The organism is Aeromicrobium sp. 9AM (genome assembly GCF_902506105.1).
Classification (GTDB): Bacteria; Actinomycetota; Actinomycetes; order Propionibacteriales; family Nocardioidaceae; genus Aeromicrobium.
The window spans coordinates 1238236-1253292 of the sequence record NZ_LR733304.1; the positions used below are offsets into that span (position 1 = coordinate 1238236).

Below are 15057 nucleotides of genomic sequence, written 5' to 3' on the forward strand. Positions count from 1 at the left end.
AAACCTCGGCGCCGCGTCAGGTGAGGATCTTGCTCAGGTCGTATTTCGCGACCTCTTCGAGCTGTTCGTACGTGCAGGACTGCGGCTCGCGGTCGGGGCGCCAGCGCTTGAACTGCGCCGTGTGGCGGAACCGCGCACCGTCGCCGATGCCCTCCATGTGCTCGTAGCCGACCTCCGCCACGCGAGTCGGCGCAAGGGTCACGAATGACAGGTCCTTGGTGCCGGACCAACGGCTCTGGCCGCCCGGCAGGCGTGAACCGGCCTGGGCGTCGGCGTCCTGCCACTTGCCCCACGGGTGCTCGGAGGTGTCGACGATCAGCGGCTCGAGCTCGGCGATCAGCTCCGCCCGGCGGGCCTCGGTGAACGAGGCGGCGACGCCGACGTGCTGCAGCTGCCCGTCGTCGGCGTAGAGCCCGAGCAGCATCGAGCCCAGCAGCGGACGCTCGGGGGTCGAGGTCTTGTGCAGCCGATAGCCCGCGACAACGACGTCGGCCGTGCGGGCGTGCTTGACCTTGAGCATCGTGCGGCCGTTGGGCGCGTATGGCTTGGCGAGCGCCTTGGCGACGACACCGTCGAGCCCGGCTCCCTCGAAGGTGCCGAACCACTCCTCGGCCTCTGCCGCATCGGTCGTCGTGCGCGTCACGTGGATCGGGTCGGCTGCCGCGGCCAGCGCCTCCTCGAGACGGGACCGACGTACGGAGAACGGCGCCGTCAGGAAGGACTCGTCGTCGAGCGCCAACAGGTCGAACGCGACGAACGATGCCGGCGTGCGCTCGGCCAGGGTCACGACCCGGGACGCTGCCGGGTGGATGCGCTGCGACAGGGCGTCGAAGTCGAGGCGGCCGTCGATCGCGATGAAGATCTCGCCGTCCAGCACGCATCTGTCGGGGGTCTGGGCCTTGATCGCCTCGACCACGTCCGGGAAGTAGCGCGTCAGAGGTTTGGTCGAACGGCTCGCGAGCTCGACCTCGTCGCCGTCTCGGAACACGATGCACCGGAAGCCGTCCCACTTGGGCTCGTAGGACAGGCCACCCTCGACCGAGTCGGCAGCGGGAACACCCTTGACCGACTTGGCCAGCATTGGTTGGAGCGGGGGCATGACGGGGAGATCCATGAGCGACAGCCTAAGGCTGGGCCCCGACAGCCGACACCTACACTGATCAGGTGAATCAGCCCGCCGTCGAGGTCGTCGATCTCGTCATGCGATACGGCTCGGTGACCGCAGTCGACGGCCTCAGCCTGACCGTCGAGCAGGGCACCGTCACCGCCATCCTGGGACCCAACGGGGCGGGCAAGACCACGACGATCGAGACCTGCGAGGGTTTCCGCAGCCCCCAGAGCGGCACGGTCCGCGTGCTGGGCCTCGACCCGATCACCGACGGCCGCAAGCTCAAGCCTCGCGTGGGCGTCATGCTCCAGTCCGGTGGCGCCTGGTCGGGCGCACGGGCGTACGAGATGCTGCGGCACATCGCATCGCTGCACGCGCACCCCCTCGACGTCGACCAGCTGATCGAGCGTCTCGGCATGCACGGCTACGGGTCCACGCCCTACCGCCGGCTCTCCGGCGGGCAGCAGCAGCGCCTCAACCTGGCCATGGCGATCGTCGGGAGGCCCGAGCTGCTGTTCCTGGACGAGCCGACGGCAGGCCTCGACCCGCAGGCCCGCCACGCCACGTGGGACCTGGTGTCGGAGCTGCGCGACAGCGGCGTGACGACCGTGCTGACGACGCACTTCATGGACGAGGCCGAGACGCTGTCCGACCAGGTCCACATCGTCGACGAGGGCCAGGTCATCGCGTCCGGCACGCCCCAGGCGCTTGCCGCGTCGGGCGCCAAGAACACCGTACGTTTCACCGCTCGTGCCGGCCTCGACGTCGTGAACCTCATGCACGCGCTCCCCCACGACACCAAGGTCGACGAGGTGAGCCCCGGCGCGTACGTCATCTCCGGCGACGTCGACCCGGCGCTGCTCGCCACGCTGTCGGCCTGGTGCGCCGGCGAGGGCGTGCTGACCGAGTCGGTGCTCGTCGAGCGGCAGACCCTCGAGGACCGGTTCCTCGAGCTGACCGGCAAGGCGCTGCGATGACGAACCTCGACCTCTCCCCCATGCCGGGCGCCGCCGCCACCCCGGCCATGCTGCGCTCGCAGGTCGCGATGGAGCTGCGGCTGCTGTCGCGCAACGGCGAGCAGCTGCTGCTGACGCTCGTCATCCCGCTGATGCTCCTCGTGCTCGGCACCCGGTCCAACGACGTGGTCGACCTCGGGGCCGGCCGGCCGATCGACATCATCACGCCCGGCATCCTCGCCCTGGCCGTTCTCTCGACGTCGTTCACCTCGCTCGCGATCGCCACCGGGTTCGAACGGCGTTATGGCGTCATCAAGCGGCTCGGCGCCTCGCCGCTGCCCCGCTGGGGCCTGATGCTCGGCAAGGTCGGCGCGATCGCGGTCGTCGAGATCGCCCAGCTCACGTTGTTGTCGGTCGTCGGCCTGTTGCTCGGCTGGGACCCGCAGGGTGGGCTGACCGCGTTCGCGCAGATGGTCGTGCTCGCCGTGCTCGGCACCGCGGCGTTCGGCTCGCTCGGCCTGCTGATAGCCGGCACGCTTCGTGCCGAGGCGACGCTCGCGGTCGCCAACCTGGTCTACGTGTTGCTGCTCGTCGGTGGCGGCCTGCTCGTGCCGCTGAGCCGCTATCCGGAGGCGGCGCGCCACGTGCTCGAGCTGCTGCCGTCCGGGGCGCTGGGACAGGGTCTGCGCGACTCGTTCGTCGGCCAGGGCCCTGGCGCCTTCTCCATCGTGGTGCTGATCGTGTGGGCCGTGTGCTGCGGCCTCGGAGTCTCAAGGACGTTCAAGTGGGAGTGACAGCAAGCCTTCGGGCGCCGGTCCAGTCGTCGGTCGAGAAGTGGGCGTGGGCTGCCGTCATCGCCAACACCGTGATCGTCCTGACCGGCGGCCTCGTACGCCTGACCGGTTCGGGCCTCGGCTGCCCGACGTGGCCCAAGTGCACCGACGAGTCGTTCACGCCGCACCGCGAGCTTGGCAGCCACGGGGTCATCGAGTTCGGCAACCGCATGCTGACCTACGTCCTGGTGGCCGTCGTGGTCGGCCTCTACGTCGCGATCCGGCGCTGGGCCGCTGCCACGCAGGAGCAACGCCGCCTCGCGCTGGTGATCATGCTCGGCGTGCCGTTCCAGGCCGTCATCGGCGGCATCAGCGTGCTCACCGACCTCAACCCGTGGGTCGTCTCGCTGCACCTGGTCCTGTCGATGCTGCTGGTCGCCACCTCGATCCTGCTGGTCTTCCGCGTACGCGGGGTGGCCTCGGGCGGGCTCGTCCGCGCTGCCACCGGCCGGGTGATCTCGATGTACGTCGTCCTGTGGGTCGTCGTCTACCTCGGGACCGTCGTGACCGGAAGCGGCCCGCACGCGGGTGACGCCGACGCACCGCGCAACGGGCTCGACCCGCACGTCATGAGTCACGTGCACGCCGCGAGCGTCTATGTGCTGGTCGCGCTGACGGCGCTGCTTTGCTTCGAGCTCCGCAAGCTTCCCGAGGGACGGCTCGCGCTGCTGCTGCTCGCCGTCGAGCTGGCCCAGGGCACGATCGGGTTCGTCCAGTACTTCACCGACCTGCCGATCGCCCTGGTGGCCGCGCACCTCGTCGGTGCCGCCGCGCTGATCGCCACCGGCACCTACGTGCTCCTTGCGATCGTCTCGGCCACGCAATCCGCGCCGGCGCCCCAGACGTCGGGTCGTCGCCCAGCCTGACGATCAGTTCTCGACGTAGGCGGTCATCATGACCGACACCAGCACGTTCGGGATCTCCGGTCCGAACCGCGCCACCGCACGGGCCGGTGGGTCGGACGCGAACACCTCGGCGTACGCCTCGTTCATCCCGTCGAAGTCGGCCGGGTTCGCGATCAGGACGGTCACCTGCGCGACATCGTCCAACGTCGCTCCGGCGGCTTCGAGGACGAACCCGCAGTTTCGGAGGGCTTGCCTCGTCTGCTGCTGGATCGTGTCCCCGGCGAGCGCCTGCGTCGTCACGTCGATCCCGACCATGCCTGACACATGGATCGTCGAGCCGGATCGCACGCCTTGGCTGTAGAGCGGCGAGGCCGGGGCTCGATCGGTGGCGATGACCTGTCGCGTCATGCGTGGACCTTGCCCGGGAACCGCGGAGCCTTCTCCGCCGGAGCGACCGACCCGATCTCGCTGAGGTCGATCGGCTCGAGCTCGTAGCCGAACGTGTAGCGGTTGCTGGGGTCGAGCTCGCGGATCAGCGCGACCAGCGCCCGCTGGATCTCGATGAGCCGGCGATTGTCGCCCTCGGACACCTTGCCCATACCGGCGTCGACCGGGGCGAACCAGGCGCGGAAGTCCTCGTCCGTGCGGTAGCGCTTGGTGAACGCGGCGTAGCCGTCGACGTGAGGCAGCCGCGTCGTGGAGTCCGGGATGAACTCCCACGACACCATGAGCTCGCCGATCGCCCGCTGCTCGGCCGCGAAGAACAAGAACCCGTCGCCGGACTCGCTGCGGCGCAGCGTCGCCGTCACCCCGTCGATGAGCTGCTGCACGGACTCGTCGCGGCGGCCCTTGCCGCTGGACGACAGCACGGCTTCGCGCCGCGCCTCGATCCAGCCGAAGTAGTGCGCGAACAGGAACGCCGTGCTCGTGACGGCGTAGTCGCCATGACTCTCATAACGCTTGACCAGTGGCACCCAACCGGTCTCGACGATGTTGTAGATGCGGGACTGCAGCTCGGCCGCGGCTTGCGCGAGCGGCTCGTAGACCTTCTCGGCCGCCTTGATGGCGGTCTCCTCGTCCTTGCGCCGCTCGGCCTCGATGCGGAGCCGGTGCCCCATCTTGGCGGTGCGCACCGAGAACCAGCCGGAGAGCACGACGCTCACCAGGCTGAACATCAGTCCAATCAGGGCAACCGTCTGTTGACTGGTCATGCCCCGCATCCTAGGGCGTGTCTCTCCTTTGGGGGTCGAATCGCGAGCGTGGCATCCGCGCTCGATCCGGCAAGGCCGACGACTGAGGCGCACCGGGGTTGTGCGGCGAAGGAGGAGAACGCCGCCGGTCGAGATGCGGGGCCGCGCAAGCCGGCCCCCAAAGGAGAGAGATGTCCTAGGGCGAAAAGGGTGTCAGGACGGGTCGTTCGGCCCAGTACGCCAGCGGTCGGCGTCGATGGCATAGACCCAACGGCGACCGGGCCACTCGGTCAGCGACCACAGCCATCGGCGCTGGGGCAGGTAGGTGATGTCCTCGGGCCCGGTGGGCAGGACACCGCGATGGCGCGTGAAGTCACCCGGCGTGCCCGACCAGAGATCGCCGGGATTGCCCTCGCCGTTGCTCGACGTGACGAACCACGTGCCGTCCGCGACGACCGCGCCCTGCATGCGCGCGATCTGCCGGTCGTGGAAGTCGACGGGCACGGCCCGCCCGTCGTCATCCGTGCCGAGCAGCTCGGTGTCGCGATCGATCGGGTAGCGGATCAGCCGATGGCTGCCGCCCTTGCGCCCGTACTCACCGCCGACGAGATGGTCCTCGTCGCCGGCCCGGTCCAGCGACATGAACGAGTACGTCATGCGGTCCTCGCCCTCGTCCTGCTCGGCCACGTAGAGCGTGTACTGCGGCAGGGCGTAGCGGTAGCCCTTGGTGCGCACCCGGTTGCGGACGCGCACGATGTCGTCGAGCCGGAAGACCCGCACACCGTTGGAGCTGCCTGCGACGAACAGGTGCTTGCCGTACCAGACGATGCCGCCGGCGTGCACCCGTACGGGACGCAGCCGGTGGAACCAGAGGAAACGCCGCGGCTCGACGAGCAGCACGTGCCGGTAGCGCGGCGGGCCCTCGCCCTCGTCCGACCAGTCGATGACCGAGATGCGGGAGCCGAAGTGCAGCCAGCCGAGCCAGCCGTGGCCGTACCAGCTGGCCATCACGACATCGTGGCCCTCGAACATCCCGCCGGACGGGTCGGCGCCGTATGCGTCTGCGGATGTCGTGATGCCCTGGGGGAACCACCGGTGGGTGTCCTGATCGTCCTTCTGCCACGCCATCCCCGCGATCGGCGCCTCGCCCGGCACCGTGACGTGCTCGCCCACGCGGTTGAGGTCCGCGAGGACTCCGCGGAGGCCGACCCGCCTGAACCGGCCGAAGAACCGCTCCGAGAGGTTGAGCTCCCGCGCCGCCGCGACGAGACGGTACCCCGGAGAACTCACCCGGCCAGCGTACGCAGTCAGGGCTCGCGCAGCATCTTGCGGCAGCCCTCGCCGTCGACGCCGTCCTGGAGCACGAAGCCGTGGCGCTCGTACGCCGTGATGGCGGCCTGGTTGCCGTCCATGACCCGGAGGCTCAGCGGCCGGCCGGCGCTCCACTCGACGATCCGCTCGATCAGGGCTCTGCCGATGCCGCGCCGCCGCGCCTCGGGCGCGACCCACATCGAGATGAGCTGGGCGGCTCCATCGACGACCTGGCCGGCGACCATGCCGACCGGGCGCTCGCCGTCGTACGCGATGAAGCACGGGCCGTCGGCGAGCCGGTCGCGCCAGCGCTCTTCGGTGTCGTTGGGTCCGGTCCACATCGTCGTCGACGACGAGAACGCATCAGGATCCTCGCTGAGCGAGCGTTGCCGGAGCAGGCGCCAGTCCGCCCAGTCGTCGGGGGACGCGAGGTGGATCGCCGGGCCCGCGGACACCGCCGTGCCTAGCGCAGGAAGGGGTCGACCGCGGCGGCCACGAACAACAGCGCCAGGTAGGCGTTGGAGAAGTGGAACAGCCGCATCGGCTTGAGGATCGCGAGGTCCTCGGTGTCCATCGCACGGGACTTGAGGTCGTATGCCTCGACGAGGAACACGATGCCCAGGGTGATCGCGACCGCGGGATAGAACCAACCCGTCGGCGTGATCGGCCACAGCAGCAGCGAGGTGGCGACCATGACCCAGGAGTACGCGACGATCTGCTTGGCAACCTCGGCCGACGTGGCCACTGACGGCAGCATCGGGACGCTTGCCGCCGCGTAGTCCTCGCGGTATCGCATCGCGAGCGACCAGAAGTGCGGCGGCGTCCAGAAGAACACGACCAGGAAGAGCACGACCGGTGCCCAGGCCAGCTCGTTGGTGATCGCGGTCCAGCCGATCAGCGCCGGGAAGCAGCCCGCGGCGCCGCCCCAGACGATGTTCTGGGTCGTGCGGCGCTTGAGGATCATGGTGTAGCCGACGACGTAGAACACGTTGGCGGCCAGCGCCAGCATCGACGACAGCGGGTTGACCAGCAGCCACAGCCAGACGGTCGACACGACGCCGAGGGCGAGCCCGAACCAGAGCGCACCTCGGGTGCCCACCTGGTGACGCGGCAGAGGCCTGCGGGACGTACGGCGCATGAGCTGGTCGATGTCGGCATCGACGACGCAGTTGAGCGCGTTGGCGCTGCCGGCCGAGAGCGTTCCGCCGACCACCGTGGCGACGACGAGCCATGCCGACGGCACGCCCTGCTCGGCCAGGAACATCACCGGAACGGTCGTCAGCAGCAGCAGCTCGATGATGCGCGGCTTGGTCAGCGCGACGTAGGACTTGACGACGTCGGTGAATCGCGGCGTTGTGGGTACGTCAGCGCCGTTGGCCTGTCTCACGTCCACGGCGGTCACGTGCAGCAGTCTAAAGGACGCGAGTAGGCTCGACGTGACGGCCCATGAAGCCGTTCGACCCAGACCCTCGTTCGAACAACAGGAGCCAGAGCTGTGACGTCCGGAACCCCCTCGCTGGAGTGGACAGACCTCGACAAGAAGGCCGTGGACACCGTCCGTCTCCTGGCCGCGGATGCCGTGCAGAAGGTCGGCAACGGCCACCCCGGCACCGCCATGAGCCTCGCCCCCGTCGCCTACCTGCACTACCAGCGCCTGCTGCGCCACGACCCCACTGATCCGCACTGGGTCGGCCGTGACCGCTTCATCCTCTCGTGCGGTCACTCGAGCCTCACGCAGTACATCCAGCTCTACCTCGCGGGCTACCCGATGACGCTGGACGACCTCAAGAGCCTGCGCACGTGGGGCAGCCAGACCCCCGGCCACCCCGAGTACAACCACACGCCCGGCGTCGAGGTCACGACCGGCCCTCTGGGCCAGGGTGTCGCCAACGCCGTCGGCATGGCCATGGCGGCCCGCCGCGAGCGTGGCCTGCTCGATCCCACCACCGCCGCCGGCGAGAGCCCGTTCGACCACCGCATCTATGCCATCGCGTCGGACGGCGACCTGCAGGAGGGCGTCTCCGGCGAGGCGTCGTCGGTCGCCGGCGTCCAGAAGCTCGGCAACCTGACGCTGTTGTGGGACGACAACCGCATCTCGATCGAGGACGACACCAACGTGGCGTTCACCGAGGACGTCGCTGCCCGCTACGAGGCGTACGGCTGGCACGTGCAGACCGTCGACTGGACCAACGGCGGCACCGGCTACGTCGAGGACGTCGAGGCGCTGTGGGAGGCCTACCAGGCCGCCCAGGCCGTCACCGACAAGCCCAGCTTCATCCGGCTGCGCACGATCATCGCGTGGCCGGCGCCCAACGCCCAGAACACCGGAGGCTCCCACGGCTCCGCCCTCGGCGACGACGAGATCAAGGCGACCAAGGAGCTCCTCGGCTTCGACCCCGAGAAGACGTTCATCGTCGACGACGACGTCATCGAGCACACGCACAAGGCCCGCGACCGCGGCGCTGCGGCGCGCGAGACCTGGCAGAAGACGTTCGACGCCTGGGCGACTGGCTCTCCGGAGGGCGCGGCCCTGCTGGAGCGGCTGTCCAAGCGTCAGCTGCCCGATGGCTGGGACGCCGACCTCCCGACGTACGAGGAGGACGCCAAGGGCGTCGCGACCCGCGTCGCGTCCGGCGAGTTCCTGTCGGCCGCAGTCGGCAAGCTGCCCGAGCTGTGGGGCGGTTCGGCCGACCTCGCCGGCTCCAACAACACGACGCCCAAGGGCGAGCCGTCGTTCCTGCCGCCCGAGCACTCCACCGCCAAGTTCCAGGGCGACTGGTACGGCCGCGTGCTGCACTTCGGCATCCGTGAGCACGCCATGGGCGCGATCATGAACGGCATGGTCCAGCACGGGCTGACCCGCCCCTACGGCGGCACGTTCCTCGTGTTCAGCGACTACATGCGCGGCGCCGTACGCCTCGCTGCCCTGCAGGAGCTGCCCGTCACGTACGTCTGGACGCACGACTCGATCGGCCTCGGCGAGGACGGACCGACCCACCAGCCGGTCGAGCACCTCGCAGCCCTGCGCGCGATCCCCGGCCTCGACGTCATCCGCCCGGCCGACGCCAACGAGACCATCGCTGCCTGGCGCACCGTGCTCGGCAACACCGATCGGCCCTCCGCACTGGCGCTCAGCCGGCAGAACCTGCCGACGTTCCCCCGCGGCAAGGACGGTTGGGCTCCGGCGTCCGACGTCGCCAAGGGCGCCTACACGCTGATCGACGCCGACGGCGAGCCCGACGTGATCCTGGTGTCGACCGGCTCCGAGGTGCAGATCGCGGTCAAGGCCCGCGAGCTCCTCGCCGCCGACGGCATCTCGGCTCGGGTCGTCTCGATGCCGTGCCGTGAGTGGTTCGAGCAGCAGGACAGCTCCTACCGCGACAGCGTCATCCCGCCCAAGCTCCGCGCCCGGGTCTCGGTCGAGGCCGGTGTCTCGCTCGGCTGGAGCGACGTCGTCGGTGACGCCGGACGCAGCGTGAGCCTCGAGCACTACGGCGCATCGGCCGACTACGCCACGCTCTACGACAAGTTCGGCATCACCGCCGAGGCCGTCGTCGCAGCCGCGAAGGACTCGATCGCTGCCGCCGCGGGCGAGCCGTCCGCGCCTTTCCGCGCTCGACCGGCCGGCCCGGTCGGTCCCGGCGACAATGCCGACGCTCCCGACACCCACTGACCCGCACAACTGAATTCCAAGGAGACATCATGAATGACCGTCTGCAGGCTCTCGCCGACGCGGGAGTATCGATCTGGCTCGACGACCTCTCACGCGAGCGCATCGAGACCGGCAACCTGGCCTCGCTCGTGGCCGACTCCGGCGTCGTCGGCGTCACCACGAACCCTACGATCTTCGCCGCCGCCATCGCCAAGGGCGAGCGCTACGCCGAGCAGGTCAAGACGCTCCAGGCGTCCGGTGCCGACCTCAAGACCACGGTGTTCGAGCTGACCACGACCGACGTCCAGAACGGCTGCGACATCATGCGGCCGGTGTTCGACGCCACCAACGGCGTGGACGGCCGGGTCTCGATCGAGGTCGACCCCGACCTCGCCAAGGACACCGACGGCACCGTCGACCTCGCGAAGCGCCTCTGGGACCGCATCGATCGTCCCAACACGCTGATCAAGATCCCGGCGACCGTCGAGGGCCTGCCCGCGATCGCCGCGACGACCGCAGAAGGCATCAGCGTCAACGTGACCCTGATCTTCTCGCTCGAGCGCTACCGCGGCGTCATGGACGCCTACCTCTACGGCCTCGAGCAGGCCGACGCCAACGGCAAGGACCTCTCGACGATCCACTCGGTCGCGTCGTTCTTCGTGAGCCGCGTCGACTCCGAGGTCGACAAGCGCCTCGCCGACGACAGCCCCCTGCGCGGCAAGGCGGCCATCGCCAACGCACGGCTCGCCTATGAGGCGTACGAAGAAGTCTTCGGCTCCGACCGGTTCAAGGCACTCGCGGCCAAGGGCGCCAACGCCCAGCGTCCGCTGTGGGCGTCGACCGGCGTCAAGGACCCGGCCTACCCCGACACGATGTACGTCAGCGAGCTCGTCGTCGCCAACACCGTCAACACGATGCCCGAGAAGACCCTCGACGCGTTCGCCGATCACGGTGAGGTCACCGGCGACACGGTGCACGGGACGTACGACGAGGCGCGCCAGGTCATCGCCGACCTCGAGGCCCAGGGCATCAAGTACGACGAGGTCGTCGAGCTGCTCGAGGTCGAGGGTCTCGACAAGTTCGAGACCTCATGGAACGAGCTGCTCGAGACGGTCCAGACCGAGCTCGACAAGGCCTGACCCGTGGTGCAGATCGCGCTCACGGTTCCTGCCCAAGGCGAGTTCGACACGGCGCTCCGCGATGCCATCGAGCAGCGCGTGGCGTCCCGCATCGCCGCCCAGGACGCCACCCTGTGGGGTCCTGACGCGGAGTCCGAGGCCAGCATCCGGCTCAGCTGGACGCAGCTCCCGGAGGCCTCACGCCCGCTGGTGGCCGAGATCGCGGAGCTGCGTGAGCAGCTGGCGGCCAAGCGGCTCGACCGGGTCGTCCTGTGTGGCATGGGCGGCTCGTCCCTCGCGCCCGAGGTCATCTGCGACACCGCAGGCGTCCCGCTGACGGTGCTCGACTCGTCGCAGCCCGACATGGTGCGTGCCGCGATCGCCACGAGTCTCGACCGCACGATCGTGGTCGTCTCGAGCAAGTCCGGCGGCACGGTCGAGACCGACAGCCAGCGACGGGCGTACGAGCAGGCGTTCAAGGACGCCGGCCTCGACCCCGCCGACCACATCGTCGTGGTCACGGATCCGGGCTCGCCGCTCGACGACGAGGCCACCAAGGCCGGCTATCGCGTGTTCCGCGCCGACCCGCACGTCGGTGGCCGCTACTCGGCGCTCACGGCGTTCGGGCTGGTCCCGAGCGGTCTCGCCGGCGCCGACATCGGTGCCCTGCTCGACGAGGCCGCTGGTGCCGAGGCCGCGCTCTATGCCGACGACGCCGACAACCCCGGGCTGCGGCTCGGCGTGCTGATGGGCGTCGCCAACCGGCACCGCGTCGACAAGCTCGTGATCGCCGACCAGACCCGGCACGGCGTCGGTGACTGGATCGAGCAGCTCGTCGCCGAGTCGACCGGCAAGCTCGGCAAGGGCATCCTCCCGGTCGTCGTGCCGTTCGAGAACGCGGTCAACTTCAACCCGAGCACCGCCGACTCGATCCTGGTGTCGATCGGCAGCACGGACGCTCCGGAGGCCCAGTCCGGCTGGGCCGCGGCGCTCGACGCCAGCCTCGGCGCGCAGATGCTGCTGTGGGAGGTCGCCGTCGTCGTGGCCGGCCTGATCATCGGCATCAACCCGTTCGACCAGCCCGACGTCGAGAGCGCCAAGCAGGCGGCTCGCGAGCTGCTGTCCGGCGGTGGCGAGGTGCCGACCCCGGACGCGACCGACGAAGGCATCGACATCTACGGCGAGGGTGCCACCGTCGCAGACGCCGTCAGCGCGCTGCTCGGCAAGCTCGACCCGGAGCACGGCTATCTCGCGGTGCAGGTCTATCTCGACCGCATCGCGTACGCCGACTTCGCCGGGGTCCGTGAGGTGCTCGCTGAGCGTCTCGGCCGTCCGGTGACGTTCGGCTGGGGCCCGCGGTTCCTGCACTCGACCGGCCAGTATCACAAGGGCGGCACGCCCAACGGCGTGTTCCTGCAGGTCACCGGCACTCCGGCCGAGGACCTCGCGGTGCCGGGCCGGGACTTCACGTTCGGCTCGTTCATCGACTCGCAGGCCGCCGGCGACGCGGCGGTGCTGCGCGATCACGGCCGGCCCGTGCTCCGCCTGCACCTCAGCGACATCGGCACGGGTCTCCAGCGCGTACGGGCGGTGCTCGCCCAGTGAGCCTTGTCGACAACCCGCTGAGGGACCCCAAGGATCGGCGGCTCCCCCGCATCGCTGGGCCCTGCAGCCTGATCCTGTTCGGCGTCACCGGCGACCTGGCCAAGAAGAAGCTCGTCCCGGCGATCTACGACCTCGCCAACCGCGGCCTCCTGCCGCCGGGATTCGCACTGGTCGGCTTCGCCCGGCATGACTTCGGCACGTCGAAGTTCGCCAGCATGATCAAGCAGGCGGCCAAGGACGGTGCTCGTACGCCGTGGAGCGAGACCGTGTGGAACCAGCTCGCCGCCGGCATCCGCTTCGTCCCCGGTGAGTTCGACGACGACGAAGCCTGGGAGCGCTTGGGCAAGACCATGGCCGAGCTCGACGAGCAGCAGGGCACCGGTGGCAACCACGCGTTCTACCTGTCGATCCCGCCCGGCCTGTTCCCCGTCGTGGTCTCGCAGATCAAGAAGCACGGCCTGGCCGAGTCCTCCGAGGGCTGGCGCCGTGTCGTGATCGAGAAGCCGTTCGGCCACGACCTCAAGTCTGCCGAAGAGCTCAACCGCATCGTCGCCGAGGTGTTCCCACGCCAGTCGGTGTTCCGCATCGACCACTACCTCGGCAAGGAGACGGTCCAGAACATCCTGGCCTTCCGCTTCGCCAACGGCATGTTCGAGCCGATCTGGAACAACCACTACGTCGACCACGTGCAGATCACGATGGCCGAGGACATCGGCATCGGTTCGCGCGCCGGCTACTACGACGGCATCGGCGCAGCCCGTGACGTGATCCAGAACCACCTGCTGCAGCTCATGGCGCTCATCGCCATGGAGGAGCCGGTCTCGTTCAACGCGTCGTCGCTGCGCATCGAGAAGCAGAAGATCCTCGCCAACGCCCGTCCCCCGGCCCGCATGGACCTGCACACGGCTCGCGCGCAGTACGTCGGCGGCTGGGCCGGCGGCGAGCACGTGCTGGGCTACAAGGAGGAAGACGGCATCCCGCAGTCGTCGATGACCGAGACATACGCCGCGATGCGGATCGACGTGCTGACCCGTCGCTGGGCCGGCACGCCGTTCTACCTGCGCGCCGGCAAGCGCCTGGGCCGGCGCGTCACCGAGGTCGCAGTCGTGTTCAAGCGGGCGCCGCACCAGCCGTTCAACAAGAACGACATCGAGGAGCTCGGCCAGAACGCGCTCGTCATGCGGATCCAGCCCGACGAGGGCGTCACGCTGCGCTTCGGCGCCAAAGTGCCCGGCACGACGATGGAGATCCGCGACGTCAACATGGACTTCGCCTACGGCGGTGCGTTCGTCGAGAGCAGCCCCGAGGCGTACGAGCGGCTGATCCTCGACGTGCTGCTGGGCGATCCGCCGCTGTTCCCCCAGCACGAGGAGGTCGAGCTCTCGTGGAAGATCCTCGACCCCGTCATCGAGCACTGGGACCGGCAGAAGACCATCGACACCTATCCGTCCGGCACCTGGGGCCCTGAGTCGGCCGACAAGATGCTGGCGCGCGACGGCCGCAGCTGGAGGCGTCCCTAGTCATGGAAATTGCACTCGAGAAGACCAACTCGTCCCGCATCGCCCGCGCGATGGTCAAGGCGCGGGTCGCTGCCGGCAGCCCCGCCATGGACATGGTGCTGACGTTGCTCGTCGTGACCGACGACGAGAACGTCGGCGAGGCGCTCAAGACCGCGACGACACTGTCGCGCGAGCACCCGTCGCGCGTCATCGGCGTGATCCTCGGTGACGGGCGCGGCGCCGCCGAGCTCAACGCCAAGGTGCGGGTCGGTGAGAACTCGTCCGGCGAGTCGATCCTGCTGCGCATCTCCGGCGAGCTCACCAAGCACGCCGAGTCGGTCGTGCTGCCGCTCCTGCTGCCGGACTCCCCCGTGGTCGTCTGGTGGCCGGGCAAGCCGCCGACGGATCCGTCGCAGGACGCCATCGGCCAGCTGGCTCGTCGCCGCCTGACCGACGCCGAGGCGACCGACTCCCCCATCAGGTCGCTCAAGAACGTCGCCCGGCACTACGTCGCCGGCGACACCGACCTGTCGTGGACCCGCCTGACCCCGTGGCGCGCGCTGCTCGCCGCCGCGCTCGACCAGTCCGACGGCAAGGTCACGGGCGGTACGGTCATCGCCGGCAGCGGCAACCCCGCAGCCACGCTGCTCGTCGCGTGGCTCGAGAGCCGCCTCAAGGTCGACATCAAGACCCGCAAGAGCGACAGCGGCGCCCAGATCATGTCCGTCGTCCTCCACACGCCCAACGGCGATGTGCTGATCGAACGGATCACGGATCACTCGTGCCACTTCAGCGTGCCCGGCTCCTCGCCTCGCGAGGTGCCGCTCGGCCCGCGTACGCTCGCGGAACTCCTGGCCGAGGACCTGCGCCGGCTCGACGCCGACGACGTCTACGAGGCCACGATCAAGCACATGCTGGCGGAGGCATGAGCGAGCGCAGC

Annotated in this window: 14 protein-coding genes; 8 read left to right on the forward strand and 6 right to left on the reverse strand. The window is 69.5% G+C overall.

Features of this window, described 5'->3' with window-relative positions; translation table 11 throughout:
* Positions 1-16 precede the first annotated feature (16 nt).
* Complete coding sequence (locus BOSE46_RS12385; protein WP_159540528.1) at positions 17-1114, reverse strand: ATP-dependent DNA ligase; 1098 nt, start codon at positions 1112-1114, stop codon at positions 17-19.
* Positions 1115-1164: 50 nt separating this feature from the next.
* On the opposite strand from BOSE46_RS12385, the gene BOSE46_RS12390 reads away from it, so the two are divergent.
* From BOSE46_RS12390 to BOSE46_RS12400, 3 genes are read left to right on the forward strand one after another with little or no spacing between them, the layout of a single operon-like run.
* On the forward strand, positions 1165-2085 hold the full coding sequence (locus BOSE46_RS12390) for an ABC transporter ATP-binding protein (protein WP_236551742.1): 921 nt from the start codon (positions 1165-1167) through the stop codon (positions 2083-2085).
* The gene (locus BOSE46_RS12395) at positions 2082-2858 is read left to right on the forward strand and encodes an ABC transporter permease (RefSeq protein ID WP_159540529.1); all 777 of its coding nucleotides are present in this window, start codon (positions 2082-2084) and stop codon (positions 2856-2858) included. Before BOSE46_RS12390 ends, BOSE46_RS12395 begins: the two co-directional genes overlap by 4 nt.
* Positions 2849-3763, forward strand: a complete 915-nt coding sequence (locus BOSE46_RS12400; RefSeq protein ID WP_159540530.1) for a heme A synthase — start codon at positions 2849-2851, stop codon at positions 3761-3763. The genes BOSE46_RS12395 and BOSE46_RS12400 overlap by 10 nt, the downstream gene beginning before the upstream one ends.
* Positions 3764-3766: 3 nt before the next feature.
* Here BOSE46_RS12400 and BOSE46_RS12405 read toward each other — a convergent pair whose 3' ends face one another.
* From BOSE46_RS12405 to BOSE46_RS12425, 5 genes are all read right to left on the reverse strand, one after another.
* Positions 3767-4150, reverse strand: coding sequence for a RidA family protein (locus BOSE46_RS12405; protein WP_159540531.1), 384 nt, complete (start codon positions 4148-4150; stop codon positions 3767-3769).
* Positions 4147-4953 (reverse strand): hypothetical protein, encoded by an 807-nt coding sequence (locus BOSE46_RS12410; protein ID WP_159540532.1) that lies wholly within the window; start codon positions 4951-4953, stop codon positions 4147-4149. The genes BOSE46_RS12405 and BOSE46_RS12410 overlap by 4 nt, the downstream gene beginning before the upstream one ends.
* A gap of 192 nt (positions 4954-5145) precedes the next feature.
* The gene (locus BOSE46_RS12415; protein WP_159540533.1) at positions 5146-6222 is read right to left on the reverse strand and encodes a hypothetical protein; all 1077 of its coding nucleotides are present in this window, start codon (positions 6220-6222) and stop codon (positions 5146-5148) included.
* Positions 6223-6239: 17 nt separating this feature from the next.
* Positions 6240-6698 carry a GNAT family N-acetyltransferase gene (locus BOSE46_RS12420; protein ID WP_201299624.1) on the reverse strand — a complete coding sequence of 153 codons (459 nt, stop codon included), beginning with the start codon at positions 6696-6698 and terminating at the stop codon, positions 6240-6242.
* Between the two features lie 8 nt (positions 6699-6706).
* Positions 6707-7636 (reverse strand): heme o synthase, encoded by a 930-nt coding sequence (locus tag BOSE46_RS12425; RefSeq protein ID WP_236551845.1) that lies wholly within the window; start codon positions 7634-7636, stop codon positions 6707-6709.
* A gap of 102 nt (positions 7637-7738) precedes the next feature.
* On the opposite strand from BOSE46_RS12425, the gene tkt reads away from it, so the two are divergent.
* Genes tkt through BOSE46_RS12445 form a run of 5 tightly spaced genes read left to right on the forward strand, consistent with a single transcriptional unit; the run spans position 7739 to position 15046 of the window.
* Entirely contained in the window at positions 7739-9916 is a 2178-nt protein-coding gene (gene tkt / locus BOSE46_RS12430) for a transketolase (RefSeq protein WP_159540534.1), read from the forward strand.
* A gap of 29 nt (positions 9917-9945) precedes the next feature.
* Positions 9946-11034: a transaldolase gene (gene tal / locus BOSE46_RS12435; protein ID WP_201299625.1), complete on the forward strand. Its 1089-nt coding sequence runs from the start codon at positions 9946-9948 to the stop codon at positions 11032-11034.
* Between the two features lie 3 nt (positions 11035-11037).
* A complete protein-coding gene (locus tag BOSE46_RS21455) occupies positions 11038-12618 on the forward strand; it encodes a glucose-6-phosphate isomerase (protein ID WP_159540535.1) in 1581 nt (526 codons plus the stop codon).
* Complete coding sequence (gene zwf, locus BOSE46_RS12440; RefSeq protein WP_159540536.1) at positions 12615-14138, forward strand: glucose-6-phosphate dehydrogenase; 1524 nt, start codon at positions 12615-12617, stop codon at positions 14136-14138. The genes BOSE46_RS21455 and zwf overlap by 4 nt, the downstream gene beginning before the upstream one ends.
* A gap of 2 nt (positions 14139-14140) precedes the next feature.
* Positions 14141-15046: a glucose-6-phosphate dehydrogenase assembly protein OpcA gene (locus tag BOSE46_RS12445; protein WP_159540537.1), complete on the forward strand. Its 906-nt coding sequence runs from the start codon at positions 14141-14143 to the stop codon at positions 15044-15046.
* Positions 15047-15057: the final 11 nt, after the last annotated feature.

What these genes read in the sequence shown, in the direction of transcription:
- BOSE46_RS12385 (WP_159540528.1), bottom strand. Translation starts at nt 1,114, where the DNA reads ATGGATCTCCCCGTCATGCCCCCGCTCCAACCAATGCTGGCCAAGTCG.
- BOSE46_RS12395 (WP_159540529.1), top strand. Translation starts at nt 2,082, where the DNA reads ATGACGAACCTCGACCTCTCCCCCATGCCGGGCGCCGCCGCCACCCCG.
- BOSE46_RS12405 (WP_159540531.1), bottom strand. Translation starts at nt 4,150, where the DNA reads ATGACGCGACAGGTCATCGCCACCGATCGAGCCCCGGCCTCGCCGCTC.
- BOSE46_RS12410 (WP_159540532.1), bottom strand. Translation starts at nt 4,953, where the DNA reads ATGACCAGTCAACAGACGGTTGCCCTGATTGGACTGATGTTCAGCCTG.
- tal (WP_201299625.1), top strand. Translation starts at nt 9,946, where the DNA reads ATGAATGACCGTCTGCAGGCTCTCGCCGACGCGGGAGTATCGATCTGG.
- BOSE46_RS12445 (WP_159540537.1), top strand. Translation starts at nt 14,141, where the DNA reads ATGGAAATTGCACTCGAGAAGACCAACTCGTCCCGCATCGCCCGCGCG.